Annotated in this window: 28 protein-coding genes, 1 tRNA gene and 1 other RNA gene; 11 read left to right on the forward strand and 19 right to left on the reverse strand. The window is 66.2% G+C overall.

Features of this window, described 5'->3' with window-relative positions; genetic code table 11:
- Nucleotides 1-23 precede the first annotated feature (23 nt).
- From ACSHZY_RS06010 to ACSHZY_RS06020, 3 genes are read left to right on the forward strand one after another with little or no spacing between them, the layout of a single operon-like run.
- Nucleotides 24-992 (forward strand): Bug family tripartite tricarboxylate transporter substrate binding protein, encoded by a 969-nt coding sequence (locus tag ACSHZY_RS06010; protein WP_435166777.1) that lies wholly within the window; start codon nucleotides 24-26, stop codon nucleotides 990-992.
- Between the two features lies 1 nt (nucleotide 993).
- On the forward strand, nucleotides 994-1470 hold the full coding sequence (locus ACSHZY_RS06015; RefSeq protein ID WP_435166780.1) for a tripartite tricarboxylate transporter TctB family protein: 477 nt from the start codon (nucleotides 994-996) through the stop codon (nucleotides 1468-1470).
- Nucleotides 1470-2972 carry a tripartite tricarboxylate transporter permease gene (locus tag ACSHZY_RS06020; protein ID WP_435166783.1) on the forward strand — a complete coding sequence of 501 codons (1503 nt, stop codon included), beginning with the start codon at nucleotides 1470-1472 and terminating at the stop codon, nucleotides 2970-2972. The genes ACSHZY_RS06015 and ACSHZY_RS06020 overlap by 1 nt, the downstream gene beginning before the upstream one ends.
- A 273-nt stretch (nucleotides 2973-3245) precedes the next feature.
- Here ACSHZY_RS06020 and ACSHZY_RS06025 read toward each other — a convergent pair whose 3' ends face one another.
- The 9 genes from ACSHZY_RS06025 to ACSHZY_RS06065 form a co-directional block, all read right to left on the reverse strand.
- On the reverse strand, nucleotides 3246-4334 hold the full coding sequence (locus ACSHZY_RS06025; RefSeq protein WP_435166785.1) for an LLM class flavin-dependent oxidoreductase: 1089 nt from the start codon (nucleotides 4332-4334) through the stop codon (nucleotides 3246-3248).
- 12 nt (nucleotides 4335-4346) lie between these two features.
- Nucleotides 4347-4793 (reverse strand): cupin domain-containing protein, encoded by a 447-nt coding sequence (locus tag ACSHZY_RS06030; protein WP_435166788.1) that lies wholly within the window; start codon nucleotides 4791-4793, stop codon nucleotides 4347-4349.
- A gap of 13 nt (nucleotides 4794-4806) precedes the next feature.
- Nucleotides 4807-5541 carry an ABC transporter ATP-binding protein gene (locus tag ACSHZY_RS06035; protein ID WP_435166791.1) on the reverse strand — a complete coding sequence of 245 codons (735 nt, stop codon included), beginning with the start codon at nucleotides 5539-5541 and terminating at the stop codon, nucleotides 4807-4809.
- Nucleotides 5514-6344: an ABC transporter permease subunit gene (locus tag ACSHZY_RS06040; protein ID WP_435166793.1), complete on the reverse strand. Its 831-nt coding sequence runs from the start codon at nucleotides 6342-6344 to the stop codon at nucleotides 5514-5516. Before ACSHZY_RS06040 ends, ACSHZY_RS06035 begins: the two co-directional genes overlap by 28 nt.
- Entirely contained in the window at nucleotides 6341-7309 is a 969-nt protein-coding gene (locus ACSHZY_RS06045; RefSeq protein WP_435166796.1) for an ABC transporter substrate-binding protein, read from the reverse strand. Before ACSHZY_RS06045 ends, ACSHZY_RS06040 begins: the two co-directional genes overlap by 4 nt.
- Before the next feature lie 547 nt (nucleotides 7310-7856).
- On the reverse strand, nucleotides 7857-8144 hold the full coding sequence (locus ACSHZY_RS06050; RefSeq protein ID WP_435166799.1) for a hypothetical protein: 288 nt from the start codon (nucleotides 8142-8144) through the stop codon (nucleotides 7857-7859).
- 147 nt (nucleotides 8145-8291) lie between these two features.
- A tRNA-Ser gene (locus ACSHZY_RS06055) sits at nucleotides 8292-8381 on the reverse strand.
- A 41-nt stretch (nucleotides 8382-8422) separates the two neighbouring features.
- A complete protein-coding gene (locus tag ACSHZY_RS06060) occupies nucleotides 8423-9397 on the reverse strand; it encodes a phosphoribosylaminoimidazolesuccinocarboxamide synthase (RefSeq protein ID WP_435166802.1) in 975 nt (324 codons plus the stop codon).
- Between the two features lie 49 nt (nucleotides 9398-9446).
- A complete protein-coding gene (locus ACSHZY_RS06065; RefSeq protein WP_435166805.1) occupies nucleotides 9447-9899 on the reverse strand; it encodes a nucleoside deaminase in 453 nt (150 codons plus the stop codon).
- Between the two features lie 70 nt (nucleotides 9900-9969).
- Here ACSHZY_RS06065 and ACSHZY_RS06070 point away from each other — a divergent pair, with 70 nt between their 5' ends.
- On the forward strand, nucleotides 9970-10986 hold the full coding sequence (locus ACSHZY_RS06070; protein WP_435166808.1) for a pseudouridine synthase: 1017 nt from the start codon (nucleotides 9970-9972) through the stop codon (nucleotides 10984-10986).
- Here ACSHZY_RS06070 and ACSHZY_RS06075 read toward each other — a convergent pair.
- Nucleotides 10940-11530 carry a flavin reductase family protein gene (locus tag ACSHZY_RS06075; RefSeq protein ID WP_435166810.1) on the reverse strand — a complete coding sequence of 197 codons (591 nt, stop codon included), beginning with the start codon at nucleotides 11528-11530 and terminating at the stop codon, nucleotides 10940-10942. The genes ACSHZY_RS06070 and ACSHZY_RS06075 overlap by 47 nt on opposite strands.
- 71 nt (nucleotides 11531-11601) lie before the next feature.
- Here ACSHZY_RS06075 and ACSHZY_RS06080 point away from each other — a divergent pair, with 71 nt between their 5' ends.
- The 4 genes from ACSHZY_RS06080 to ACSHZY_RS06095 all read left to right on the forward strand — a co-directional run bounded on the left by ACSHZY_RS06080 (nucleotide 11602) and on the right by ACSHZY_RS06095 (nucleotide 15159).
- Complete coding sequence (locus tag ACSHZY_RS06080) at nucleotides 11602-12093, forward strand: GNAT family N-acetyltransferase (protein ID WP_435166812.1); 492 nt, start codon at nucleotides 11602-11604, stop codon at nucleotides 12091-12093.
- A gap of 159 nt (nucleotides 12094-12252) precedes the next feature.
- On the forward strand, nucleotides 12253-13068 hold the full coding sequence (locus ACSHZY_RS06085; RefSeq protein WP_435166815.1) for a 5-bromo-4-chloroindolyl phosphate hydrolysis family protein: 816 nt from the start codon (nucleotides 12253-12255) through the stop codon (nucleotides 13066-13068).
- Nucleotides 13065-14213 carry a toxic anion resistance protein gene (locus ACSHZY_RS06090; protein WP_435166818.1) on the forward strand — a complete coding sequence of 383 codons (1149 nt, stop codon included), beginning with the start codon at nucleotides 13065-13067 and terminating at the stop codon, nucleotides 14211-14213. The genes ACSHZY_RS06085 and ACSHZY_RS06090 overlap by 4 nt, the downstream gene beginning before the upstream one ends.
- A gap of 4 nt (nucleotides 14214-14217) precedes the next feature.
- On the forward strand, nucleotides 14218-15159 hold the full coding sequence (locus ACSHZY_RS06095; protein ID WP_435166821.1) for a DUF2927 domain-containing protein: 942 nt from the start codon (nucleotides 14218-14220) through the stop codon (nucleotides 15157-15159).
- Here ACSHZY_RS06095 and ACSHZY_RS06100 read toward each other — a convergent pair.
- The 3 genes from ACSHZY_RS06100 to ACSHZY_RS06110 form a co-directional block, all read right to left on the reverse strand.
- Nucleotides 15156-15848: a metal-dependent hydrolase gene (locus ACSHZY_RS06100; RefSeq protein WP_435166824.1), complete on the reverse strand. Its 693-nt coding sequence runs from the start codon at nucleotides 15846-15848 to the stop codon at nucleotides 15156-15158. The two genes, ACSHZY_RS06095 and ACSHZY_RS06100, sit on opposite strands and share 4 nt — an antisense overlap.
- Nucleotides 15849-15930: 82 nt before the next feature.
- On the reverse strand, nucleotides 15931-16716 hold the full coding sequence (locus tag ACSHZY_RS06105) for an inositol monophosphatase family protein (RefSeq protein WP_435166827.1): 786 nt from the start codon (nucleotides 16714-16716) through the stop codon (nucleotides 15931-15933).
- Nucleotides 16717-16747: 31 nt separating this feature from the next.
- Nucleotides 16748-17116 carry a helix-turn-helix domain-containing protein gene (locus ACSHZY_RS06110; RefSeq protein WP_435166830.1) on the reverse strand — a complete coding sequence of 123 codons (369 nt, stop codon included), beginning with the start codon at nucleotides 17114-17116 and terminating at the stop codon, nucleotides 16748-16750.
- Between the two features lie 276 nt (nucleotides 17117-17392).
- On the opposite strand from ACSHZY_RS06110, the gene ACSHZY_RS06115 reads away from it, so the two are divergent.
- Nucleotides 17393-18169: a Bax inhibitor-1/YccA family protein gene (locus ACSHZY_RS06115; RefSeq protein WP_435166833.1), complete on the forward strand. Its 777-nt coding sequence runs from the start codon at nucleotides 17393-17395 to the stop codon at nucleotides 18167-18169.
- Nucleotides 18170-18315: 146 nt separating this feature from the next.
- Here the strand turns inward: ACSHZY_RS06115 and rpmG are convergent, their stop codons facing one another.
- Nucleotides 18316-18483 (reverse strand): 50S ribosomal protein L33, encoded by a 168-nt coding sequence (gene rpmG / locus ACSHZY_RS06120; protein WP_018301779.1) that lies wholly within the window; start codon nucleotides 18481-18483, stop codon nucleotides 18316-18318.
- A gap of 173 nt (nucleotides 18484-18656) precedes the next feature.
- Here rpmG and ACSHZY_RS06125 point away from each other — a divergent pair, with 173 nt between their 5' ends.
- The gene (locus ACSHZY_RS06125) at nucleotides 18657-19418 is read left to right on the forward strand and encodes a MauE/DoxX family redox-associated membrane protein (RefSeq protein ID WP_435166836.1); all 762 of its coding nucleotides are present in this window, start codon (nucleotides 18657-18659) and stop codon (nucleotides 19416-19418) included.
- Here ACSHZY_RS06125 and rnpB read toward each other — a convergent pair.
- The 5 genes from rnpB to gatC all read right to left on the reverse strand — a co-directional run bounded on the left by rnpB (nucleotide 19419) and on the right by gatC (nucleotide 22971).
- Nucleotides 19419-19839, reverse strand: an RNA gene (gene rnpB, locus ACSHZY_RS06130) — RNase P RNA component class A.
- 13 nt (nucleotides 19840-19852) lie between these two features.
- Complete coding sequence (locus ACSHZY_RS06135; protein WP_435166957.1) at nucleotides 19853-20488, reverse strand: N-acetylmuramoyl-L-alanine amidase; 636 nt, start codon at nucleotides 20486-20488, stop codon at nucleotides 19853-19855.
- On the reverse strand, nucleotides 20485-21177 hold the full coding sequence (locus ACSHZY_RS06140) for a hypothetical protein (RefSeq protein WP_435166838.1): 693 nt from the start codon (nucleotides 21175-21177) through the stop codon (nucleotides 20485-20487). Before ACSHZY_RS06140 ends, ACSHZY_RS06135 begins: the two co-directional genes overlap by 4 nt.
- 31 nt (nucleotides 21178-21208) lie before the next feature.
- Nucleotides 21209-22687, reverse strand: coding sequence for an Asp-tRNA(Asn)/Glu-tRNA(Gln) amidotransferase subunit GatA (gatA, locus tag ACSHZY_RS06145; RefSeq protein ID WP_435166841.1), 1479 nt, complete (start codon nucleotides 22685-22687; stop codon nucleotides 21209-21211).
- Entirely contained in the window at nucleotides 22684-22971 is a 288-nt protein-coding gene (gene gatC, locus ACSHZY_RS06150) for an Asp-tRNA(Asn)/Glu-tRNA(Gln) amidotransferase subunit GatC (protein WP_271976455.1), read from the reverse strand. Before gatC ends, gatA begins: the two co-directional genes overlap by 4 nt.
- A gap of 108 nt (nucleotides 22972-23079) precedes the next feature.
- Here gatC and ACSHZY_RS06155 point away from each other — a divergent pair, with 108 nt between their 5' ends.
- Nucleotides 23080-24690 carry a DUF4153 domain-containing protein gene (locus tag ACSHZY_RS06155; protein WP_435166846.1) on the forward strand — a complete coding sequence of 537 codons (1611 nt, stop codon included), beginning with the start codon at nucleotides 23080-23082 and terminating at the stop codon, nucleotides 24688-24690.
- Nucleotides 24691-24718 lie beyond the last annotated feature (28 nt).

Here is a 24718-nt window from a genome sequence, read left to right on the forward strand (position 1 = left end):
ATCTTCAAGGGAGGAGAACGACAATGGATCGCAGACAATTCATGATGACGACCGGAGCGCTGGGCCTGATGGCCGGGATGCCCCGACTTGCCGCGGCGCAGGAGATCGACGACCTGGAGATCTTCGTGCCCGCCGCGCCCGGCGGCGGCTGGGACCAGACGGCCCGCGTGATGGACCAAGTCCTGCGCGCCGAGGGTCTGATCGGGTCGTCCCGTATCACCAATGTGGGCGGCGCGGGCGGCACCATCGGCCTGCCGCAGTTCATCAACCAGTATTCCGGCGAGGGCAACGCCCTGATGACCGGCGGCATGGTGATGGTCGGTGCGATCATCACCAACAACTCGGCCGTGAACCTGTCGATGGTGACGCCGATCGCGCGGTTGACGGGTGAATACCTGGTGGTCGTGGTCCCCGCCGCCTCCGACATCCGGTCGCTGAAGGATCTGGTGGCGATGCTGAAGGCCGATCCGGGATCGGTGTCCTGGGCCGGCGGCAGCGCCGGGGGCAGCGATCACATGCTTGCGGGGCTGATCGCGCAGGCGGCGGAGGTCGATCCGCTGGCGGTGAGCTATGTCGCCTTCGCGGGCGGCGGCGAGGCGATGGCGGCACTTCTGGGCAATCAGGTGACCTGCGGCGTTTCGGGCTGGGGCGAGTTTTCCGAGCAGGTGGCGGCGGGCAATCTGCGTGCCATCGCCATCTCTGCGCCGGAGCGGGTGGCGGGGATCGACGCGCCGACCATCCGCGAGCAGGGGCTGGACGTGGAGCTCCTGAATTGGCGCGCCGTTTTCGCACCGCCGGAGATCAGCGACGAGGACCGCGCCGCGCTCATCGACCTCCTGACGAAGATGGACGCTTCCGAGGCTTGGCAGACCGCGCTGAAGGACCGCGCTTGGGACCGGCTGTTCCTCTCAGGGGACGAGTTTGCGGCCTATCTGGAGGAAGACACCGCGCGGATCCGGGGCGTGCTCCAAGGTTTGGGGCTGGCAGGCTGATATGGACAGATCGCGACTCGGCCCTGTCCTTGTCGCATCGGCTGTCCTGCTGACGGGGATCGGAGTGCTTTGGGCGAGCACGCTGATCCAAGTCTCGCCAGCCTATGCGCGCATCGGCCCCACCGTCTTCCCCCGCATCGTCGGCGCGGCCCTTGCCGTGCTGGGCGTGCTGCTTCTGGTCAACGCCTTCGCCGGCCGCTGGCAATGCGAGGCCACCGACGCCGAAGAGCCGCCGCTCGACCTCGTTCCCCTTGCCTGGGTCGCAGGCGGGCTTCTCCTAAACTTGCTGCTGATCGCGCAGATCGGTTTCATCCTCTCCTCCACGCTGATGTATCTGCTGATCGCCAAGGGTTTCGGCGCGCGGCGGATCTGGTTTGCAGCGCTGGTGGGGTTCGTCTTGGCGCTTGTCGCCTATTTTGGGTTTGCCCAACTGCTCGGCTTGCGCATGGGTGACGGCCTCATCGAGGATCTGTTCTGATGGATGGCTTCGTTTCTCTTATTCACGGGTTCTCGGTCGCACTGACGCCGATGAACCTCTTGTGGTCGGTCGTGGGCGTCACGCTCGGCACTGCCATCGGCGTGCTGCCGGGTCTCGGCCCGGCGCTGACCATCGCGCTCCTGCTGCCGATCACCTTTCAGGTGGAGCCGGCGGCGGCCTTCATCCTGTTCGCGGGCATCTATTTCGGCGCGATGTTCGGGGGATCGACCACCTCCATCCTGATCAACACCCCCGGCGAGAGCGCCACTATCGTGACCGCCGTGGAGGGCCACAAGATGGCCCGCGCGGGGCGTGGCGGTCCGGCGCTGGCCACGGCCGCGATCGGGTCCTTTGTTGCGGGCACCATCGGGGTAATAGGGATCACGGTCTTGGCACCGGTGATTGTCAGATGGGCGCTGATGTTCTCGCCCGCCGACTACTTCGCACTGATGGTGCTGGCCTTCGTTACCGTGTCGGCCGTGCTCGGTTCATCGATCATCAGGGGGCTGACGGCACTGGCGCTTGGCCTGCTGATCGGCCTGATCGGGGTGGACCTTCAGACGGGTCAGGCACGCTTTACCTTCGGACAGATGTCGCTGCTGGACGGGATCGACGTGGTCATCGTCTGCGTCGGCCTGTTCGCCGTGGGCGAGACCCTGCACCTTGCCACCCGCTACAGGCGCGGCAAGGACGAGATCATCCCCATCAGGGGTTCACTTTGGATGAACGGGCAGGACTGGGCGCGATCGTGGAAGCCGTGGCTCCGGGGTGCTGCCGTGGGCTTTCCCATCGGCGCCATGCCCGCAGGCGGAGCCGAGATCCCGACCTTCCTGTCCTATTTCATGGAAAAACGGCTGTCCAAGCACCCGGAGGAGTTTGGAAAGGGGGCGATCGAGGGCGTCGCGGGGCCGGAAGCCGCCAACAACGCCTCCGCCGCGGGGGTCTTCGTGCCGCTGCTGACGCTCGGCTTGCCGACCTCTGCCACGGCGGCGATCATGCTCTCGGCCTTCCAGAGCTACGGCATCAACCCTGGCCCGCAACTCCTGACGTCGCAACCAGACTTGGTCTGGGGGCTGATCGCGAGTCTTTACATCGGCAACGTGATGCTTCTGGTGCTAAACCTGCCACTGGTAGGGCTGTGGGTGCAGATCCTGAAGATCCCGATGCCCTATCTCTACGCCGGCATCCTCGTCTTCGCGACGATCGGGACCTACGGCATCAGCCGTTCGGTCTTCGATCTGGGACTGCTCTACGGCATCGGGATCTTGGGCTTCATCATGCGGCGCTACGACTTTCCGACCAGCCCTGTGGTGATAGGCATGATCCTCGGACCCTTCGCCGAGCAGCAGTTCCGTCGCGCCATGACCATCAGCCAAGGCGACATGAGCGTCTTCGTAACCCGACCCATCGCTGCTACCCTGCTGGCACTCGCGGCTCTGGCTATCCTGCTACCATTGGCCGTCGAATTACGCCGAAGCCTCCGCGCGAGGCGAGCCGTTTAAGGAGCTAGCTGCAGAGCGATCTGCACTCTGCAGCGTTTATCCCATCAATTTGGGCCCATCCGGCGAGCCTCCTGTCAACGAAGAGTCTGCATCTCGGAGGTAGTTAAAATAGGTCAGTGATAGGACTTGGGGGACGTTCGTTTTTAGGCAGAGCAAATCTAGGATTCCGCGGAACTGACATCGCGGGGCCACTTGGGTATCAGCCCGGCCATCCGTTTTGCGCAGGATCAAGCGAGGTGAGGCTTGGCCTGTATAGGAGCGAGGTCGGCCGGATCATTCAGCGGCGACGAACCTCCGCTGCCCTGCCAGATCCCTCACCCGGGGGATCAGGTCGCGGCCGTAGACGAAGGCGTCCTCCAGGGGATCGAAGCCGCGGATCAGGAAGGTGTCGATGCCGATGCGGTGATATTCCAGCATGGCCTCGGCCACCTGATCCGGGGTGCCGACCAGCGAGGTGGAATTTCCGGCCGCCCCCGTCAGCTTTGCCATTCCGGTCCAAAGCCGCTGGTCCAGTCGGCTGCCTTGTTCCGCCGCCGCCAGCAACCGGCGAGAGCCTTCGTTGGGCGGCGTTGCGCTGCCTCCCGTCATCTCGTGGCGCCCGGGGCCATCCTTGCGCAGCGATGTCGCGCGGGCCAACAGGCGATCGGCCTTGGCCCAGGCGGCCTTTTCCGTGTCCGCAAGGATAGGGCGGAGGGACAGGCTGAAGCGCGGGGTGCGGCCGAAGGGTTCGGCGGCGGCACGGACGGCGGCGATGGTTTCCGCCACCTGTTCCAGTGTCTCGCCCCACAGGGCGTAGGTGTCGGCATGTTTGCCCGCCACGGCCAGCGCCGCCGACGACGACCCGCCGAAGAACACCGGCAGGTGACGCGGCTGCACGTCGGACCGGGCACTAGATACCCGGTAATACTCGCCTACGTAGTCGAAGGGCTCCTGCGCCTGCCACTGAAGGCGCAGGATGTCGATGTATTCCGACGCGCGGGCATAGCGTTCGTCCTTGCTCAGCCAGTCGCCGTCGCGCGCCATCTCGGCGTCCGCAGCACCTGTGATGATGTGCACGGCCACACGTCCGTCGGTCAGGTGATCCAGTGTCGCGAGCTGCCGGGCCGCCAGCGTGGGGGCCACGAAGCCCGGCCGGTGCGCCAGCAGGAACCCCAGCCGCGAGGTGACGCTGGCCGCGTATTGCCCGACCATCAGGCTTTCAGGGGAATGGGAGTGGAAGGCCAGCAGCACCCGGTCGAAGCCGCCCGCCTCATGAATGGCGGCGGAGGCGCGGATGTGCTCGCGGTCGATGACGGGGCCGGTGAAGGGGATCGTCTCGGATCCGTTCCGGTTGCCGATGAAGCCGATGAATTCGATGCTCATGTCTGTCTCCTATCAGAAGGTGATCCATTCGGGATCGTCCGCGGGGATGAGGTCGGGCAGGTTCACCACCACCTCCTCGGTGCCCGAGCGGACGAGCGCGCAGTGCAGATCCTCGGTGTCGGAGGCGTTCAGTTCCTGATGCGGCATGAAGGGAGGAACCAGCAGGAAAGACCCGGCCTCGGCCTTCGTGATGAACTCCAGCCGTTCGCCCCACCGCATCAGGGCCGTGCCGGAGGTGACGTAGATGATGCTTTCCAGCGGGCCGTGGTGGTGCGCGCCCGTGATCTCGCCCGGCTTGATATGGTTCGTGCCGGCCCAGAGGGAGGTGGACCCTGTGCGGCTGCCCGAGATGGCGACCTGCCGGTTCATGCCCTTCGTCTCAGGCGTGCCCGTGTCGCGCGCCTGGGGGGCGATGACCCGGATGCCATCGGTTTTCCAGTTCGTTGGGGGAATGTTCATGTCATGTCTCCTGTCAGTGGTGCACGCCAAGCCAGTCGAGGAACCGACCCCTCAGCCTTGAGATGTCGGGGTCGGCCACGTCGCGGGGACGCGGCAGGTCGATGCGGTGTTCATGGGCGATCACGCCGTCCTTCATGACCAGCACGCGGTCGGCCAGAAGGGCGGCCTCCTCCACATCATGGGTGACCAGCAGGACGGCGCAGCGATGGCGCTGCCACAACTCGGCCACCAGCGCCTGCGCCCTGATGCGGGTCAGCGCGTCCAGCGCGGCGAAGGGTTCGTCCAGCAGCAGCAGTTCGGGGTCGCGCACCAGCGCACGCGCGAGGGACGCGCGCTGCGCCTCGCCCCCGGACAGCACCTTGGGCCAAACATCGGTGCGGTGCGACAGGCCGACCTCGGCCAGGGCACGTTCGGCCAGCGCCCGATCGGGCCGGCCGGGAAGGCCCAGCACGACATTGCGCCAGACGGGCTTCCACGGCATCAGGCGGGGTGCTTGAAAGGCTACGGCGCGACGGGCGGGCACGTCCACCTCCCCGTCGAAGTCACGATCCAGATCGCCGAGGATGCGCAGCAGCGTGGACTTGCCGCAGCCCGAGGCGCCCAGAAGGACCACGAATTCCCCTGCCGCGATCGTCAGGTCCAGCCCCTCGATCACGCGGCGACCGTCGAAGCTGCGGTTCAGCCCGCGGATGTGAACGGCGGGTGGGGCGGGTGCGGCTTCTAAGTGCCGATGAACGAGGGACGCCATGCAAGAAGGCTCCTTTCCAGAAGGCGGACTATGAAGTCCACGGCCAGACCCAAAAGGGCATAGACGACAAGGCAGACCACGATCACGTCGGTCTGGAAGAACTCCCGCGCGGTGGCCATCAGATAGCCGATGCCGGCGGTCGCGTTGATCTGCTCGCCGAACACCAGCGCCAGCCAGGCGACGCCGAGGGCGTAGCGGAAGCCGACTAGCGCGTTGGGCAGCGCCCCGGGCAGGATGACGTGGCGCACCATGGCGGCACGCGACAGGCCCAGGGTGCGCGCCGCCTCCACCAGCGTCTGGTCGACACCCCGGATGCCGGCATAGACATTGATGTAGAGGGGAAAGGCCGTTGCCAGCGCGATGAGGGCGATCTTCGGCGCCTCTCCAATCCCGAGCCAGATGATCAGCAGAGGGATGAGCGCCACGTTCGGCACCGTCCGGATCATCTGCATGGGGGCGTCGACCAGATCCTCGCCCAGCCGGGTCAGCCCGGCGGTGATGGCGAGGATCACGCCGATCCCGCCGCCGATGGCCAGTCCGAAGATCACGCGCCGCAGGGACACGAGGATCGCGTCCTGCAACTCGCCCGTGCGGGCAAGTTCCGTCGCACTGCCGATGACCGTGGAGGGCGCGGCCAGCACCTCGGACGGCAGGACTCCGGTCATGGAGGCCGCCTGCCACAGCGCCACCAGCAGCAAGGGCCCCATCGCGCGGCGCAGGGCGCGGGGCGGCCCCTTGCGCGGGGTCGCGGGGCGCAGCCGTTCCAGCTGCGGCGCGCGTCGAATGGGTTGGATCAGGGTCACTGCGTGGCCTCCTGCAGCGGGCCGCGGTCGATGAATTGCGACATGTCCAGATCGCCCGTCAGAACACCCGCTTCCACCCATGTGTTGTGAACCTTCTGCAAGTCTGCGGCCAGCGCGTCGTTGACGGGGCGACGTTCATAGGCCGTCTGCTCCTCGAACATCGGTTCCACCACCTCGCGGTCCTGCTTGGTGAAGCGGGAATAGAACTCGAGGAACGAGTCGCGATTGACCTGAGACCAGGCATAGGCGCGGTCCATCCGGTCGACATAATCGGCGATGGCGGCGCGGCGAGCCGGGTCGGCCAGCGCCTCCTCTGTCACGGAGTAGACGGAGTATCCGCTGTTGATGCCCGCGCCGTCGGTCAGGATCCGCGCGTGCAGGATGCCGGTCGTGCGCGCAGTGTAGATGCCCCAGGTGCCCCAAGCGTCGATGCCGCCCGCCTGGAACGCGGCCGAGGCGTCTGTGGGGGCGAGAAAGGCCAGCGTCACCTCGGACGGATCGATCCCGGCCTGCTTCAGCGCGCCGAGAACAAGGTAATGCGACACGCTGCCCCGCGTGGTGGGCGAGATGGTCTTGCCGCGAAGGCCCTCCAGCGAGGTGATGTCGCTGTCCTCGGGCACGATGATCGAGGTGCCGCGCCCGCCGTTGTTGAAGGCGGCGGCGATCTTCACCTTCGACCCGCCCGCTATGGCGGCCACGGCCGGTGAGTCGGCCGAACTGCCCACATCGATCGCACCCGCCTTCAACGCCTCGTGCAGATTGACGGCGGCGGGATAGACCGACCATTCGATCGTGTAGGGCACGTCCTTCAGAAGGCCCGCAGCCTCCAGCCGGGCACGTTCGGCCCCCACCTGGTCGCCCACCCACAGTACCACATCCTGTGCCTGAAGCGGAAGGGCCATGACCGTGGTCGCCATCAGAACAAGGGCCGAAAAGCGACGAAGCGACAGGATGGACATTGGCATGCAGATTCTCCTTGGTTCATCAACACGACCTTATCACTCGTGATTTATGATGGCGTTCCAAAGGAGGGCGGCGTAGGGGAATGTAACTTCTGATTGATCCGTCGATGGGAGGAGAGCGCACTCGAGGGGGCACGCCTTTCCCCCTCCCCGGGCCCTTGCGGACTCTTTGTGCCGGCATCCGCAGATGTTCGTGGACATCCTGCTGTTCGGCACAATGATGGCCTTCTGCTGTGTGTGCGGGCGCCTTTAGATTTGGGCGTTGATGGCAAAGCTGTTCGTCCGGCTCCGCTTGACCAGCCCACGCCTGCGCGACGGAGGGACGATCAAGGGGGTAAGTCGCAGGCTACGGCGGGTAGGATCTCAGCGCTGCTTCAACGACAGCTTTGGGGCTTCATTGTTTTGGGCGGCACTTCTAGGGACCTCACCGATGAAGGCCGGACGCAGGTTTTCGGAGCACTGTTAGATTATCGTTCATCCGTTACGAGCCGAATGCAGGGCAGCATAACGATGACAGTGTCCTCAGGTTTGTATGAGCTGCCCAGATAAGTCAGTTATCCCGCGTGATCGCTTGCGCTGCATGTTTGATCATTGGCTCATTCGTCATCATCTGCAGGCGGGCAGTGGCAAATTTCACGAATGCGACAGCTCCTTCGCTTGCCTTCGGACCCAGCGGCTGAACGAAGAAAAGTCGGTTTGGCAACACTGGGACGAAGGGGCGCACCTCGATGTCGAGATCGACGCATTCCTGCACCAGCAGTCCGTGGAAGGGATCTGAGGCAAAAATGGTAGCTAAGTAGATCCAATATCCATGCGAAGCATGTGCCACCCGCTCCAACGATCATGGCCTCGACGTCAGGGCTAGCTATGAGGACGGGAGGCTTCTCATTGAGCGAATCTTACAATTTGTTTGGTGGGACTATCGGTGGGATGATCTGGTGAATGTCCAATTTAAGCAATAAGGTCAGACGTTTGTCTTATATTATGGCGGAAGCGGTGGGATTCGAACCCACGGTAGGGTCTCCCCTACGCTGGTTTTCAAGACCAGAGCCTTAAACCACTCGGCCACACTTCCATGGTGCCGACGCATAGCAAACCGTGCGTCGGCGGCAAGCCCTATTGGAAGAAGGGTTGCAGGTTGACGCGGACGCGGTCCAGCGGGGTGGTACCGGTCGTGTCGGGCACAAAGGCTTCGCCGGTGATCGTTTCAAACGCTTCCACATAGGCGGCGGCGGTGCGGGCGATCATCTCGGCCGGAATCTCGGGGATGGCATCCGCATAGGGGTCGCAGCGTTCGGCGACCCAGGCGCGGATCACGTCCTTGTCGAAGCTGTCGGGGCGGGTGCCGGCCTCGAACGCCTTGGCATAGCTGGCCGCGTGCCAGTAGCGGGAGCTGTCGGGGGTGTGGATCTCGTCCGCGAGCAGGATGCGGCCGTCGTCGTCCAGCCCGAATTCGTATTTCGTGTCCACGAGGATCAGGCCGCGCTGGGAGGCGATGGTCTGGCCGCGCGCGAACAGGGCCAGCGCCATGGCCGACACCTCGTCCCATTGCGCCTGCGTCAGAAGGCCGCCCGCCACGATCGCGGCCTCGTCCAGCGGTTCATCATGGCCGCCGTCGAAGGCCTTGGACGTGGGGGTGATGATGGGGGCGGGCAGCGCCTCGTTGTCGCGCAGTCCGTCGGGCAGGGTGTGGCCATACATCTGGCGCACGCCCTTCTTGTAGAGCGTGAGGACCGAAGTGCCGGTGGTGCCCGCCAGATAGCCGCGCACCACGATCTCCACCGGCAGGATTTCCACCCGTTTGCCGATCACGACGTTCGGGTCGGGATAGGCGACCACATGGTTCGGCGCGATGTCGGCGGTCTGTTCGAACCACCAGCGGGCCATCTGCGTCAGGACCTGACCCTTCCACGGGATCGCCGTCAGGATGCGGTCGAAGGCCGAGATGCGGTCCGAGGAGATCAGGATCCGCTGTTCGCCCTCGCCCCTGTCCGGAAGGTCGTAACAATCGCGCACCTTGCCGAAATAGGGGTTCGGCAGTTCGGGGATGCGGGCTTCGGGAAGGACGCGGGTCAGGTCGAGTGCGGGCATGGCGGGCCTCCTGTTGTCGCAGCCGTCATGGGCGGGCGAGGGGATGTTGTCAACGACGACCCGCGAAGAAGGCGCGCAGAAGGGCGGCAGCCTCGCCCTCGCGCAGGCCGTCGTAGACTTCGGGCGCGTGGTGGCACTGGGGGTGGGAAAAGACCCGCGGCCCCTGCGCCACGCCACCGGATTTCGGATCGGGGGCCGCGTAATACAGCCGCCCGATCCGCGCGGCCGAAATGGCGGCCGCGCACATGGGGCAGGGTTCCAGGGTGACGTAAAGGTCGTGGCCGCCCAGGCGTTCGGATCCGGCCAGACGACACGCCTCGCGGATCACCAGCATCTCGGCATGGGCGGTGGGGTCGGAAAGCTCGCGCGTGCGGTTGCCGGCCTGCGCCACGATGCGGCCGTCCGGGGCCACGATCACCGCGCCCACCGGCACCTCGCCGCGCGCGGCGGCGGCGGCGGCCTCGTCCAGCGCGGTCTGCATGTGGCTGCGAAAGGGGCTCATGCGGATGTCATGCCGCCTTGTGCGCGGGCTTGTCCACCCATATCCTTCAGGGCCGAAACGAAGGATTCCCATGACCGAGCCCACTTCCCCCAGCGGCGAACGCATCGCCAAGGTTTTGTCCCGCGCCGGGGTCGCCTCGCGCCGCGAGGCGGAGCGGATGATCGAGGCCGGTCTGGTGTCGGTGAACGGCAAGGTCATCGACAGCCCCGCGCTGAACGTGACGCCCAAGGACCGCGTCGTCGTGGACGGCAAGCCGCTGGAGGCGCCGGAGCCGGCCCGCCTGTGGCTGTATTACAAGCCCGAAGGTCTGGTGACGTCCGAAAGCGACGAGAAGGGCCGCCAGACGGTGTTCGAGTCGCTGCCCGAGGACATGCCGCGCGTGATGTCGGTGGGGCGGCTCGACCTCAACTCCGAAGGGTTGCTGCTGCTGACCAACGACGGCGGGCTGAAGCGGCGGCTGGAACTGCCCTCGACCGGCTGGCTGCGGAAATACCGCGTGCGCGTGAAGGGCAACCCGACCGATCCGCAGCTGGAACCGCTGCGCAAGGGCGTGGTGATCGACGGAGAGCGTTTCCAGCCGATGGATGTGAAGCTGGACCGCCATCAGGGCGCGAACGCCTGGCTGACCGTCGGCCTGCGGGAAGGCAAGAACCGCGAGATCCGCCGCGCGATGGAGTCGATCGGCGTGACCGTGAACCGCCTGATCCGCGTCAGCTACGGCCCCTTCCGCCTGAACGAGCTGAAGCCCGGCGAGGTGGAGGAGATCAAGCCGCGCGTGCTGAAGGACCAGCTGGGCCTGTCCGATCCGGTGGAGGAGGACGTGCCCGCGAAGAAGCCGCGCCGCGTGGTCACGCTGAAGAAGGATCGCGATACGGCCGTGAAGCCGGTGCGCAGCGGCACCCGCCGGGTTGAGGCGGAGACGGAAGACAAGCCGCGCCGCCCCCCGGCGAAGCCGGCGGGTGCGGGGCCGAAGACGTTCGGAACCGCCAAAAAGGGCGGCAAGTCCACCGCCTTCGGGTCGGACCCCACCAAGCGGGAGCCTAAGCCTTCCGGTCGTCGGGGCGGACCATCTCGAACACCTCGGTGACCGAGGCGTAATCGCGGTATCCCAGCCGCGACAAGGGGTGGAAGCGGGTGACGTCGAAGCGCCCGTCCACCACGCAATCGTCGCGCATGTGGATGCCCGTCACCTCGCCCAGGATCAGCAGGTTGCCGTTGCCCCGCAGGGCCACGATCTCCGTCACCCGGCATTCGAGCGATGCCGGCGCCTCGGCCACGCGGGGGCAGTCGATGGTGTCGCATTCGGCCTTCGCGATGCCGGCCGCCGTGAATTCGTCCGTGCCGCGCGGAAAGCTGGCCGAGGTCGCGTTCATCGCCGCCGCCAGATCGGTGGACACGATGTTGACGCAGAACACCCCCGATTCCCGAATTGCGTGGGCGCTGTCCTTGATGCCGGTAGAGGCGAACATCACCTGCGGCGGCACATAGGCGACCGCGTTGAAGAACGAATAGGGCGCAAGATTGTCCCCCGTCCCCGAGCGGGTGGAGATCCAGCCGATGGGCCGCGGCGACACGATGGCGTTGAAGGGATTGTGCGGCAGGTTATGGCCGTCTTCGGGGCGGTAGAACATGGCAACTCCTTGAAGGTTTGCAGGGAATGTGCACCCGTGCTAGGCGCATTTCCAGTCACGATGGGGAACCGATGTATCAGCTGGAGCAGGAACAACCCGCCGACTGGTGGGAGGTCGAGGCGCTCTATGACCTGTGTTTCGCGCCGGGACGCACGGCCCTGTCGTCCTATCGGTTGCGGGACGGGGTGCCGCCGGTGGCCGCGCTGTGCGCCGTGCTGCGCGATCCGGGTGGCCCCATCGCGGCCGTGATCCGCTACTGGCCGGCCGAGATCGACGGCCATGACGTTCTTCTTCTGGGCCCCGTCGCCGTGCACCCCACCCGGCAGGGGGAGGGCCTGGGCGCGCTGCTGATCACCGAAACGCTGGCCGAGGCGCGGATCCTTGGCTGGGAACGCGTGATGCTGGTGGGGGACGAACCCTATTATCGCCGCTTTGGTTTTCGCAAGCTGGACCACGTGGTGATGCCGCCCCCCACCAACCCCGACCGCGTGCTGGGCGTGGCGCTGGTGGCCGGCGCCTGGAACGGCGTGGCGGGCGAAGTGACAAAGGCGCGGGGCGCCTGATCGGCGCATTTCGCCCGGTGGCCCTTGGCGTGGGGGTCACCCTCGGCTACGTTTGAAGAACAAACACAACGAGGCACATATGTCCGGCGAGGGCTTCGCTAAACTTGCATTCCTGCTTCTGATGGGGCTGATGCTTTTCGTATCCTGCGGCGGTGGCGCATGATCGCACGCCGGCATCCCTTCGACGGGCGGCGGCGCCTGCGCGGCAGCAGCCGGGCGCGGATGATGCTGCTTCCGGCGGCGTTGTTTTTCCTGACGGGCTTCTTCGGCGACGCCGCGCATCTGCTGACCTTCTGGGCGGCGGGGCTGCTGATCATCGCGTCCTCGTGGCTGACGCGGGAAGGGCTGCGCGCGGGGTTGGCCTATGACACGCGCACCATCGCCCGCCGTCCCGCCCTTCCGCGCAAGCTGATGGCGGCAGGGGCGACGGGTCTGGGCCTTGCGGTCGGAACGGTGCAGCAGGGGCCGGTTCTGGCGCTTCTGATGGGGGTGGCGGGTGCGGCGCTGCACGTGGCCAGCTTCGGCGTCGATCCCCTGCGCGACAAGGGGGAAGGGCTCGACGCGTCCCGCGTGGCGCGCGCCGTGGACGAGGCGGAAAGCTACCTGAACGAAATCACCACCCGGATCGAGGCGCTGGGTGATCCCGCGCTGTCGGGCCGCGTGGCGGGCTTTGTCGCCACAGCGCGCGGCCTGTTCCGCCGGGTGGAGGATGATCCCCGCGATCTGCCCGGCGCACGGCGTTACCTGGGCGTCTATCTGATGGGCGCGCGGGACGCGACGGTGGCCTTTGCCGACCTGTCGGCACAACGCGCCGACGGGGACGCGCGCCGCGACTATGTCGCGCTGCTGTCGGACCTTGAAACCGACTTCGCAAACCGTACGTCCGTCCTGTTGCAGAACGACCGTGCGGATCTGGACCTGGAAATCTCGGTCCTGCGCGACAGGCTGACGCGGGAAGAAAGAGGAAGAGCATGAACACCGACGCCACGGCCCCTTCGGACGAAATCGAGGCGCTTTCCCCCACCACCGCTTTGCCCAACGATTCCGAAAGCCCGCTGACGCTGGACACCGCCACACCGGAACAGGCGGAGGTCATCCGCGCCCGCATGGCCGAACTGGATCTGAACCGGACCGAATCGATCATCCGCTTCGGCGCCGGCGCGCAGTCCGGCCTGCAGGAGATCAGCGCCAAGATGCTGGAGGATGTCCGCAACAAGGAGGTCGGTCCGGCGGGCGACAGCCTGCGCGACATGATCACCACGATCCGCGGCTTTTCCGTGTCCGAACTGGACGTGCGGCGCGAGCCCACCTTCTGGGAGCGTGTGACCCGCCGCGCCACGCCCTTTGCCACCTTCGTCGCCCGCTACGACCGCGTGGGCAGCCAGATCGACAGCATCACGGATGCCCTTCTGAAGCACGAACATGGGCTGCTGAAGGACATCAAGGCGCTGGACATGCTGTATGACCGGACGCTGGACTTCTATCGCGAGCTGGCGATCTACATCGCGGCGGGCGAGGCGAAGATCGCCGAACTGGACCGCGATATCATCCCCGCGCGCGAGGCGGCGATGACCGACCTTGCGGCCTCCGAAAAGAACATCGCGGCACAGGCCATCCGCGACCTGCGCGCCGCGCGGGACGATCTGGACCGGCGCGTGCACGACCTGAAGCTGACGCGGCAGGTGACGATGCAGTCTCTGCCGTCGATCCGGCTCGTGCAGGAGAATGACAAGAGCCTGGTGACCAAGATCAACTCCGTCCTCGTGAACACGGTGCCGCTGTGGGAAACGCAGCTGGCGCAGGCCGTGGCCGTTCAGCGCGGGCGCGAGGCGGCGGGGGCCATCAAGGACGCGACCGACCTCACGAACGAGCTGCTGACGTCGAACGCCACCCAGTTGCGCGAAGCCAACCGCGAGATCCGCACCCAGACGGAGCGGGGGGTCTTCGATGTGGAGGCGGTGCGTCATGCGAATGGCGAGCTGATCACCACGATCAACGAAAGCCTGACCATCGCCGAGGAGGCGAAGGCGCGGCGCGCGACGGCCGAGGAAAGCCTGCGTCGCATGGAAGTGGAACTGCGTGAAGCACTGGCGGCCGCAAAGGCCCGCCCGAAGGGATAGAACCATGCACGTTCGGGCGCGGAGTGTTGGACTGCTGTGCCTGCTGCTGGCCGCCTGCGCCGAGCCGCCGGCGCCGGCCCCGGTGCCGGTCGAACCTGTCCATCCGAAGGCGCGCCCGGCGGATCTGGTGCCGCCGCCGCCCTCTGCCGCCTCGGTCGCGCTGAGCGGGTATTACGCGGGCGTGCAGAAAAGCTTGCTGGCCCAGGGGCTGCTGCGAACGGATGGAGGAGGCCCCGACACGCCCTGGGATGACCGAATCCTTGCCGACAACTTCCTCCGGATCGCTTTCCGCGACGAATACCGTCGGGGGGCCGAGGGCTTCACCGCCGGGGAAACCCCGACCACGATGCGGCGCTGGCAAAAGCCGGTGCGGGTAGGCCTGATCTTCGGCCCCTCGGTGCCGGCCGCGGACCGGGCGCTGGAACGGGCGCGCATCGGATCCTATCTGGCCCGCCTGCAAACCCTGACCGGCCACTCCATCGCGCTGGCGGATCATGAGGTCAACTTCAACATCTTCATCGTGAACGAGGATGAACGCCGCGCCATGGGCCCCGTGATCGCGCAGGCCGCGCCCAATCTGTCTCCGGCCGAGGTGGCGGCAGTGCAGAACCTGCCCAAGGAAACCTACTGCCTTGTCTATGCCACGACGGACAGGACCGGGGCCTACAGCAGCGCCTTCGCCCTGATCCGTGAGGAACATCCCACCTTGCTGAGCCTGGCCTGCCTGCACGAGGAGATCTCCCAAGGGCTTGGGCTGCAGAACGACAGCCCGCAGGCGCGCCCTTCGATCTTCAATGATGACGAGGAGTTTGCCTTGCTGACCGACATGGACCAGCAGATGCTGGGGATGCTGTATGATCCGCGCCTGTCCCCCGGCATGACCGAGGAGCAGGCGCGTCCCATCGTGCAGGTGCTGGCCGCCGAGCGGATCGGCGGAGGGGCCTAGAGGTCCAGCGGAACCAGGACCTCGGGCTCGATCACGCGCACGCCGGGCAGCGCGTCGATCAGGGGCTGCGCCGATTGCGCCAGCGCCGGGAAGGTCTTGTAGTGGCAGGGGATCACGGTCTTGAAGTTGAAGTACCGTTTCGCGGCATAGGCCGCGCGGTCCATGTCCATCGTGTAGAACCCGCCGCAGGCCAGGATACCGATGTCGGGCTTGTGGTAGTCGCCCATCCAGTCCATGTCGGCCATGATGTCGGTGTCGCCCGACACATAGATGACGTGGCCTTCGCCCGCGATCATGTAGCCGGACTCGGTTCCGGTATAGATCGGCGTGGACTTGCCTTGGACGGAGCTGGAATGGACGGCGTGGACCATGGTCACCTTCGCGCCGTTCAGATCGACCGTGCCGCCCTTGTTGAAGCCGATGCCTTCGATCCCTTCCTCGTTCGACCACCAGCCGATCAGGTCGGCGATGCCCACCATCGGGATCTTGTGGCTTTTGCTGACCGACAGGGCATCGGCGGTGTGGTCGCCATGTCCATGCGTCAGCAGCAGATGGGTGACGCCGTCCAGCGCCTCGTCGCGCCGCTTCTCGGGGAAGGAGGGGTTTCCGGTGAACCACGGGTCGATGAGGAGGACGGCCCCCTCGATCTCCAGCCGGAAGCCGGCATGGCCAAGCCAGATCAGTTTCATCGCGTGCTCCTTGCTGCGTATGGCCACAGGCTACGGCAGGGGATGGGGGCTGAAAAGCCTTCCCGCTTCAACGACCACGTGATCAGGCGTTCAGCAGGGCCATTGCCTCGGCGTGGATCGCGGCATTGGCGGCGGCCAGCACCCGGCCCCCCTGCACGGCGGGACCACCCGTCCAGTCGGTGACAAGGCCACCCGCCGCTTGGATCACGGCGATCGGAGCGTGGATGTCATAGGGCTGAAGCCCCGCTTCGATCACGAGGTCGATCTGCCCGGCCGCCAGCAGGGCATAGGCGTAGCAGTCCATGCCATAACGGGTCAGCCGCGCCTGATCCTTCACGCGCCGGAAGGCGGCTTCCTCCTCGGCACTGCCCACTTCAGGGAAGGTGGAGGACAGGAACGCCTCGCGTAGCGGGCGGGGGGCGCGGGTGCGCAGGGGATGGATGCCATGCGGGCCCGCGACCTGCGCCAGACCGAAGCCCCCTTCGAACCGTTCGCCGATATGGGGCTGGTCGATCAGGCCGTAGACCGGACCCTTCGCGTCGGACACCGCGATCAGCACGCCCCAGGTTGGCGTGCCGCACAGAAAGGCGCGCGTGCCGTCGATCGGGTCCAGCACCCAGGTCAGGCCGCTGGTGCCTTCGGTGTGCCCACGCTCCTCGCCCAGGATGCCATCCTGGGGACGGCGGCGGGCAAGGATGGCGCGCATCGCGTCCTCGGCGGCGCGGTCGGCGGCGGTCACCGGGTCGAAATGCGCAGGGGCCTTGTTGTCGACGCCCAGGGAAGGCTGACGGAACAGAGCCATGGCCGCGCCACGCGCAGCCTCGGCCAGTTCATGCGCCGTTTCGATGATGCTGTTGCGATCGTCCATGGCGTCGCCTTAGCGGCGGCCCCCCTTCGGGTCAAGCAACGTCGGACAGGACCCGTGCCAGATCGAACAGGCGCCGCCGCTGGGCTTCGGGAATGGCGTAATACACGCGCACCAGTTCCAGCGCCTCGCGGTCGGCCATCATGTCGCGCGACGACGCTTCGGACGCCCCATCCAGACCTTCGAAGAAATAGGCGATCGGCACGTCGAGAACATGCGCGATGTCCCACAGACGCGACGCGCTGACGCGGTTGGCGCCCGTTTCATACTTCTGAATCTGCTGGAACTTGATCCCCACACCTTCGGCAAGCTGCTGCTGTGTCGTGCCGATCGTCCAGCGGCGATGGCGGATGCGCTTTCCCACATGCACGTCTACCGGATGTTTGTCTGTGGTCGCGTCCATGGCCTGCCCGTTTTCTACTATCATTCACAGCAACATAAGGAGGAGGTTTGTATCAAAACAATTTACCATATTTGTCATACTCGCCTGATAAGTTCAATTGAACCGTTCAATATGTGCATAAGTTCCTATTCATCATTACGTGAGTGTATAAAGGCCCTGCGACGAACTGCCCGCACCGGGCGACTTGAAAAATCTGGCCGGCTTGCCGATATTTTGCGTAATTCGGGCGGTCCCTGCGGGATATGACGCACCGAGGGGGAAGTTACGGAGGACTCCATGGCGCAATATCAGACGATCGGCTCAACCGCGGGATCGCGGGCGGCCCAGATCGATGCGGGCCTTCGCGCCCACATGAACAAAGTCTACGGCATGATGTCCGTCGGCATGCTGCTGACGGGCGGCGCGGCCTGGGCCATCGCCGGCCTTGCCACCACGACGGATCCGTCGCAGGCGGCGGCCCAGATGGGCAATGGCCAGTATCTGACGGCTCTCGGCTCGGCCATCTACGCCTCGCCGCTGAAATGGGTCATCATGTTCGCCCCGCTGCTGGTGGTGTTCGCCTTCAGCGCGCTGATCAACAAGATGTCCACGGCCACGGCGCAGCTGGTCTTCTTCGGCTATGCCGTGCTGATGGGCCTGTCGCTGTCGTCGATCTTCCTGGTCTTCACGGGGGCGTCGATCGCGCAGACCTTCCTTGTGACGTCCATCGCCTTTGCGGCCCTGTCGCTTTACGGCTACACGACGAAGAAGAACCTGTCGGGTCTTGGCACCTTCCTGATGATGGGCGTGATCGGTCTGGTCATCGCCATGATCGTCAACATGTTCCTGCACTCGCCCGCGCTGACCTTTGCGATCTCGGCCATCGGCGTGCTGATCTTCGCGGGTCTGACGGCCTATGACACGCAGAACATCAAGGCGACCTACATCCAGCATGCCCAGATGGGCGACGCCGAATGGCTGGGCAAGGCGGCCATCCTTGGCGCGCTGACCCTGTATCTGGACTTCATCAATCTGTTCATGTTCCTGCTGCAGTTCATGGGCAACCGCGAGTGATCCTGCGGACATCAATGTGAAAAGGGCCGGTCGAAAGACCGGCCCTTTTTTTCACGTCCAAGGTCCGGGCCGAACAGCCCTTACCGGCATGAAGAAAGCCCCGGGCTTGCACCCGGGGCTTCAACCGTTCCAAGGTTCGGCAGATCTTACTTGATCTTGCCTTCCTTGTATTCGACATGCTCCCGCTTGACGGGGTCATATTTGCGGACCGTCATTTTCTCGGTCATGGTGCGGGCGTTCTTCTTGGTCACATAGAAGTGCCCGGTGCCCGCCGTCGAGTTCAGACGGATCTTGATCGTCGTCGGCTTCGCCATAATCGTCTCCACAGCGTCGGAGGAACGCGCCCTCCGGTCAAATCCTTGAAGCCGCCTTTTACCCTCACAGGTGGCAGAGTCAACGGGCAATCGGTCACAGCGTTGTGGAAAACTTGGGCTGGAACCCCGGCGTCCAATCCTTACATTCGAAGGGGAACGGAAAGGATGGTGGCATGACGGCAAGTTTGGGAACGGGCGAATCACAACGCAAGGCGGTGCTGTACCGGATGGTCATGCCGGGGCATACCTGTCCCTTTGGCCTGAAGTCCAAGGCGCTGCTGGAGCGAAACGGCTATGTGGTGGAGGATCACCACCTGACCACGCGCGAGGAGGTGGACGCCTTCAAGTCGAAACATGGCGTGAAGACCACCCCCCAGACCTTCATCGACGGCGACCGGGTGGGCGGGCACACCGATCTGCGCGCCTTCTTTGGCACCCCTGTCCGCCCCAAGGACCAGCTGACCTATACTCCCGTTCTGGTGATCTTTGCCGTGGCCGCCCTGATGGCGCTGGCCGCCCGCTGGGTCGTGGGGGATCTGAGCGTGGGGACATGGCTGCAATGGGCCATCCCCTTCGCCATGTGCCTTCTGGGCCTGCAGAAGCTTCAGGACATCGAAAGCTTCTCCACCATGTTCCTGAACTACGACCTGCTGGCCAAGCGGTGGGTGGGCTATGGCTACATCTATCCCTTTGCCGAAACGGCGGCGGGCCTTCTGATGATCACCGGCGTGCTGAACTGGGTGTCGATCCCGGTCGCGCTGTTCATCGGCATCATCGGCGCCGTGTCCGTCTTCCAGGCGGTCTATGTGGAGAAGCGGGAGCTGAAATGCGCCTGCGTGGGCGGCGGCAGCAACGTACCCCTGGGCTTCGTGTCCCTGACCGAGAACGTCATCATGGTGCTGATGGCGCTGTGGATGCTGTCGATGGCCGTCTGATTGCGCGGATGGCCTGTAAGCCGGATTCTGTTCCGGGGGTTGCCCCCCTTCGATGACCATTCCTCTGGTCCCGCCGTTGCCGGCGGGATCTAGCTGCCAACCCGGACCTCTGGGCTGAAGCGTCCCTGCCTGTGGTCTCCGCTTGCGCGCGGACCTTACAGGCGCGAGGTCCCTATTCGGCATTGCTCCGGGTGGGGCTTGCCGTGCCGTCCCTGTCGCCAGGTCCGCGGTGGGCTCTTACCCCACCGTTTCACCATCGCCACGAACCGGGTGCCACAGGGCGAAACCCTTGGCGGTCGTGGCAGACTCTTCTCTGTGGCGCTTTCCCTCGGGTTGCCCCGGCCGGGCGTTACCCGGCACCCTTGCCTCATGGAGTCCGGACTTTCCTCGAGGTTGCCCCCGCGGTCATCCGGCCATCCGCGCGAGGGCAGGGGTTACGTGGCCCGCGCCCCCGCGTCAAGGCCTGCCGCAAGGGCGCGGTCCGTGTCGTCCAGCGGTCCGGTGGCCCAGGGACGGAACCGCAGCCGGAAGGCCTCCAGCAGGCGGGGGGAAGGGGCATAGCCGAAGGCGAGAAGTGAGGCTTCGAAGTCGGCCGGCGCCGCAGGGGCAGGCCAGACGGACAGGCCCTGCCGCGCCAGCCGCCGCCAGTCGAAGCGGGGGCCGGGATCGGTCTTGCGTTCGGGGGCCATGTCAGAATGGGCGATGACGCCTTGCGGGCCGATCTGCCAGCGCGTCATGATTTCGCGCAGCAGGTCTTCCAGCGCCCTCATCTGCGGTTCGGGAAAGGGGGAGGCGCCGTCATTCGCCAGCTCGATCCCGATGGAGCGGGAATTCACATCCTCGCGCCCCTGCCAAAGACCCGCGCCGGCATGCCAGGCGCGGCGATCCTCGTCCACGAGGGCGATCGTTTCTCCGGATTCGGAGATCAGCCAATGCGCCGACACCTCCGCGACGGGATCGCACAGGCGCAGGCGGGCCGCCTCGCAGGTGGTCATGGCGGTGTAGTGGAGGACGATCACCTCGGGCCGCGCGCCGTCGCGGCGCGGGCCGTGATTGGGCGACAGGCTCAGCTTGCGGCGGCGCGGAAGGGCGCCGGGTCCCAGGCGCAGGCATAACCGTCGCCATCCGGGTCCAGGTTGTTGCGGTCGCGCTGCGGGCCGCCGGCGGCAAGGAAGGCTTCCTGCGCCAGATCGGCCGACATGTATTGCGCGCATTGCTGCTGCGGCTTGCTGAACCGAACCGAGGACCGGCCATACATCTGCTGCCCACGGGGGTGGTTCTGCTGCAGCGCATAGGACACGATGTTCGGCGTGTTGTCATTGGGGCGCGACGGGACGGCCGTCGGCTGCACCTGCACGTATTGCGACCGGTTCTGGGCGATCACGGCCGCATCCTCGGCGATGGAACGCTGGGCGGTGACCGCTTCGAAGCTGTTCTCGTTGGAGATGCCGGTGTGGCCGGGCAGGTTGGCCATCTCACCCATCTCGGCGCGGATGTTGCTGGGGGCGTTGCCGCGCGGGCGTTCGCCATAGGGCAGGGCTGCCGCGGCCGGGGCCGGCGTCGTTCCGGCCGAATTGATCGCGTCCAGCGCCCCTTCGGTCGAGAAGCCCTGTGGGGCCGGTGCGGCGGCGGTGGGCTGCGCATAACCGCCCGTGCCACCCGTATGGTCGCGCATATAGGTCTGGTAGCTGTCGGGCGCCTGCGACGCGCAACCTGCCAAGGCCAGAACCCCCAGCAACACCGAAGAAATCCGCACCATCGTCCGCCCTCTGACCATTACCGAAGCGCCCTTACCACCATTTGTTCGGCTTCGCCACGAAGCCCGCCGCGCGCTCCAACACATAGGCGTGATTGAGAAGCCCGGCTTCGTCCCACGGCCGTCCGATCAGTTGCAGCCCCAGCGGCAGGCCCTTCGCGTCCAGCCCCACGGGAACCGAAACGCCGGGAAGGCCCGCAAGGTTCAGCGTGACGGTGAAAACATCGTTCAGATACATTTCCACCGGGTCGGAACTCGTCATCGCGCCCAGACCGAAGGCCGCCGTCGGGGTGGCGGGGGTCAGGATCGCATCCACGCCTTCGGCGAACACCGTTTCGAAGTCGCGCTTGATCAGGGCGCGGACCTTGCGCGCGCGGTTGTAATACGCGTCGTAGAAGCCGGCCGACAAGACGTAGGTGCCGACCATCACGCGGCGCTGCACCTCGGGTCCGAAGCCTTCGGCGCGGGTCTTTTCATACATGTCGACGATGCCGTCGCCCGCCTCCAGCGCGGCGCGGTGGCCATAGCGCACCCCGTCATAGCGGGCGAGGTTCGACGACGCTTCCGCCGGAGCGATCACGTAATAGGCGGGCAGCGCGTATTTCGTGTGGGGCAGGGAGATGTCCACGATCTCCGCCCCCGCATCGCGCAGCATCTCGGTGCCGCGGTTCCACAGGGCCTCAATCTCGGCCGACATGCCGTCCATGCGGTATTCGCGCGGGATGCCGATCTTCTTGCCGCGGATGTCGCCCGTCAGCGCCGCCTCGAAATCCGGAACGGGCAGGTCGGCCGAGGTCGAATCCTTCGGGTCGTGCCCGGCGATGGCCTGCAGGAAGATCGCGGCGTCCCGGACCGACTTTGTCATCGGTCCCGCCTGGTCCAGGCTGGAGGCGTAGGCGATCGTGCCCCAGCGCGACACGCGGCCATAGGTCGGCTTGATGCCGACGATGCCGGTGAAGGCCGCGGGCTGGCGGATGGAACCGCCGGTGTCGGTGCCGGTGGCCGCGATGCACAGGTCGGCCGCGACCGCCGCCGCCGAACCGCCCGACGATCCGCCGGCCGTCCGCTTGACGTCATCGACCTTCCACGGGTTCACCACCGGGCCGTAGCACGAGGATTCGTTGGACGAGCCCATGGCGAATTCGTCCATGTTCAGCTTGCCGAGCATGACCGCGCCCGCGTCGAACAGCTTCGACGTGACGGTGGATTCGTATTCCGGCTTGAACCCCTTCAGGATGTTCGACGCGGCCTGCGACGGCACGCCCTTGGTGCAGAACAGGTCCTTGATGCCCAGTGGGATGCCGCACAGCGACGGCGCGTCGCCCGCCGCCAGACGCGCATCGGCGGCGCGGGCCTGTTCCAGCGCGATCTCGGGCGTCTTGTGGACATAGGCGTTCAACGCGTCGGCGGCGTCCACCGCGGCAAGGCAGGTCTCGGTCAGCTCGACCGCCGTGATCTCGCGCTTCTTCAGCGCGTCGCGGGCGGCTTCGATCGTCAGGGTGTTTGCGGTCATTCCACCACCTTCGGCACGGCAAAGAAGCCCTCGCGGGCGTCGGGGGCGTTCTTCAGGATCTTGTCGGCCATGTCGCCGTCGGTCACCACGTCGGCGCGGCGCTTCAGCCGCATCGGCGTGACCGAGGTCATCGGCTCCACCCCCTCCACGTCGACTTCGTTCAGCTGTTCCATGAAGGACAGGATGTTGCTGAGTTCGCCGGCCAGCGCAGGCAGGTCGCTTTCGTCCACGCGGATGCGGGCCAGATGCGCCACCTTGCGGGCGGTCTCGATGTCGATCGACATGGAAAGGCTCCGGGATTTTTCGTTGCCCTGCGGTGTAGCGCGCAGGGGGCGCTTTCGCAAGGGCGGGGGCTTGCCGGAACCCGCAACCTCGCGCAGAACGGTGGGATGATGACACAAGCGATGCAATGGCGGGCCGTCATGGCCCTGATCGGCGGGCTGGCCGGAACGGGGCTTTGGGCGATCTACCGGATGGCGGGGGAGATGGTCCTGCCGGACCGTCCGCTGCTGGCCCTGATCGCGTTCACCTGCGCCTTCTTCACGGGGCTTCTGGCGATGGCGGGGCCGTTGTCGCCGGGGCGGGCCGCCCTGCGCGCGGCCGGGGTGGCCGCTGTCGCCTCGGCGCTGCTGGTGGCCATGTCGTTGCGTTTCGATCTGTCCAGCGACAGGCACGGGTCCTTTGGGGTCGTGGCCTTTCTTGTTCTGGTGCTGGTGCCCTTGCCCTTCTGCATCGCAAGCGGGGCGCGCGATTACGCGCAGCTGTTCCACCACAGCTGGGGCATCGTCGCGCGCTTCATCGCGGCCACGCTGTTCACGGGCGTGTTCTGGGCGGTGGTGTTCCTGTCGGATTCGCTTCTGTCCATCGTGGGCATTCACTGGATCGGGCGGCTGATCGACCATCCGGGCACCTGGATGGTGCTGACGGGCGTGGCCTTCGGCCTGGCCATCGCGGTGGCGGACGAGCTTTCGGATTACGTGACGCCGTTCCTGATCCTGCGCTTGATGCGGCTGCTGATCCCGGTCGTGCTGGTGGTGGTAACGGTCTTCATCGTCGCGCTGCCCTTGCGTGGTGTGTCCGGACTGTTCGGCGGCTTTTCGGCGGCGGGCACGCTGCTGGCGATCTGCGCGGCCATCGCCACGCTGGTGACCGTGGCGGTGGACCGCGATGACGCCCATGCCGTGCAGCTTCCCCTGACGGTGTGGAGCGCGCGGGCGCTGGCCGTGATCCTGCCGGTGCCGGCGGCCCTGGCGCTGTGGGCGATCACGGTGCGCGTGGGGGAGTATGGCTGGACGCCCTCGCGGGTGGCCTCGATCCTGGCGGGGGTGGTGGGGCTGGTTTACGGGCTTGCGTATCTGGCGGCGGCGCCGCGCCGCGGGTGGATGAACGCCATCCGGCGCGGCAACGTCTGGCTGGCGGGGGGATTGATGCTGCTGGCCGTGGCGTGGCTGACGCCGCTTCTGAACGCCCAGCGCATCGCCGCGCAGGATCAGGCGGAGCGGATCCGGGCGGGGCGGGTGACGGCGCCGGAGAACGTGCCTTTCGACGATTGGGGCCGCGCGGGAAAGGCGGCGCGGGCGGAGCTGGGGGAACGGATTCCCGCACCCCCCGCAATGCGCCCGCTGGAGGAGGTTCTGGCCGTCCGGCCCGCCGACCATACGGCGGTGCGCGATCGCATCCTCGGCCTTCTTCCCGCCGATATACGTCACGACATCACCGAGCGATGCCACAGTCATCCCGAGGAAGGCCGTCCGGGCTGCGTGATGGTCGTGGGGCCGTTCCTGCCCGACCAGCCGGGCGATCAGGGGGTCGTGCTGGCGAAGGGACGGGCGTGGGCCTTCCTTTTGCGCCCCGACGGAATGTTGGAGCAGCGGGAGGTCGAGCCGGACGCCTGGGTGACGGAGGCGGACATCGCCGGCGTGCTGGACGGCCGGATCACCTTCGCGCCGGTGCGGCAAAACCGCCTGATGCTGGGCACCCGCGGGCTGACGGTGGCGGAATGACTTGTGCGCGGCCCGTCGCCCCCTACCT

The sequence above is a fragment of the Falsirhodobacter sp. 1013 genome, assembly GCF_051195255.1.
GTDB lineage: Bacteria > Pseudomonadota > Alphaproteobacteria > Rhodobacterales > Rhodobacteraceae > Falsirhodobacter.

Bases quoted from the DNA above. Each gene is read 5' to 3' on its own strand.
- ACSHZY_RS06060 (WP_435166802.1), bottom strand. From the start codon at position 9,397: ATGCCCGCACTCGACCTGACCCGCGTCCTTCCCGAAGCCCGCATCCCC.
- ACSHZY_RS06035 (WP_435166791.1), bottom strand. From the start codon at position 5,541: ATGGCGTCCCTCGTTCATCGGCACTTAGAAGCCGCACCCGCCCCACCC.
- ACSHZY_RS06075 (WP_435166810.1), bottom strand. From the start codon at position 11,530: ATGTTCTACCGCCCCGAAGACGGCCATAACCTGCCGCACAATCCCTTC.
- gatA (WP_435166841.1), bottom strand. From the start codon at position 22,687: ATGACCGCAAACACCCTGACGATCGAAGCCGCCCGCGACGCGCTGAAG.
- ACSHZY_RS06015 (WP_435166780.1), top strand. From the start codon at position 994: ATGGACAGATCGCGACTCGGCCCTGTCCTTGTCGCATCGGCTGTCCTG.
- ACSHZY_RS06080 (WP_435166812.1), top strand. From the start codon at position 11,602: ATGTATCAGCTGGAGCAGGAACAACCCGCCGACTGGTGGGAGGTCGAG.
- ACSHZY_RS06025 (WP_435166785.1), bottom strand. From the start codon at position 4,334: ATGAGCATCGAATTCATCGGCTTCATCGGCAACCGGAACGGATCCGAG.
- ACSHZY_RS06115 (WP_435166833.1), top strand. From the start codon at position 17,393: ATGGCGCAATATCAGACGATCGGCTCAACCGCGGGATCGCGGGCGGCC.
- ACSHZY_RS06065 (WP_435166805.1), bottom strand. From the start codon at position 9,899: ATGAGCCCCTTTCGCAGCCACATGCAGACCGCGCTGGACGAGGCCGCC.
- ACSHZY_RS06085 (WP_435166815.1), top strand. From the start codon at position 12,253: ATGATCGCACGCCGGCATCCCTTCGACGGGCGGCGGCGCCTGCGCGGC.
- ACSHZY_RS06090 (WP_435166818.1), top strand. From the start codon at position 13,065: ATGAACACCGACGCCACGGCCCCTTCGGACGAAATCGAGGCGCTTTCC.
- ACSHZY_RS06105 (WP_435166827.1), bottom strand. From the start codon at position 16,716: ATGGACGATCGCAACAGCATCATCGAAACGGCGCATGAACTGGCCGAG.
- ACSHZY_RS06155 (WP_435166846.1), top strand. From the start codon at position 23,080: ATGACACAAGCGATGCAATGGCGGGCCGTCATGGCCCTGATCGGCGGG.
- ACSHZY_RS06100 (WP_435166824.1), bottom strand. From the start codon at position 15,848: ATGAAACTGATCTGGCTTGGCCATGCCGGCTTCCGGCTGGAGATCGAG.
- ACSHZY_RS06030 (WP_435166788.1), bottom strand. From the start codon at position 4,793: ATGAACATTCCCCCAACGAACTGGAAAACCGATGGCATCCGGGTCATC.
- ACSHZY_RS06010 (WP_435166777.1), top strand. From the start codon at position 24: ATGGATCGCAGACAATTCATGATGACGACCGGAGCGCTGGGCCTGATG.
- ACSHZY_RS06045 (WP_435166796.1), bottom strand. From the start codon at position 7,309: ATGCCAATGTCCATCCTGTCGCTTCGTCGCTTTTCGGCCCTTGTTCTG.
- ACSHZY_RS06125 (WP_435166836.1), top strand. From the start codon at position 18,657: ATGACGGCAAGTTTGGGAACGGGCGAATCACAACGCAAGGCGGTGCTG.
- rpmG (WP_018301779.1), bottom strand. From the start codon at position 18,483: ATGGCGAAGCCGACGACGATCAAGATCCGTCTGAACTCGACGGCGGGC.
- gatC (WP_271976455.1), bottom strand. From the start codon at position 22,971: ATGTCGATCGACATCGAGACCGCCCGCAAGGTGGCGCATCTGGCCCGC.
- ACSHZY_RS06070 (WP_435166808.1), top strand. From the start codon at position 9,970: ATGACCGAGCCCACTTCCCCCAGCGGCGAACGCATCGCCAAGGTTTTG.
- ACSHZY_RS06020 (WP_435166783.1), top strand. From the start codon at position 1,470: ATGGATGGCTTCGTTTCTCTTATTCACGGGTTCTCGGTCGCACTGACG.
- ACSHZY_RS06140 (WP_435166838.1), bottom strand. From the start codon at position 21,177: ATGGTGCGGATTTCTTCGGTGTTGCTGGGGGTTCTGGCCTTGGCAGGT.
- ACSHZY_RS06095 (WP_435166821.1), top strand. From the start codon at position 14,218: ATGCACGTTCGGGCGCGGAGTGTTGGACTGCTGTGCCTGCTGCTGGCC.
- ACSHZY_RS06110 (WP_435166830.1), bottom strand. From the start codon at position 17,116: ATGGACGCGACCACAGACAAACATCCGGTAGACGTGCATGTGGGAAAG.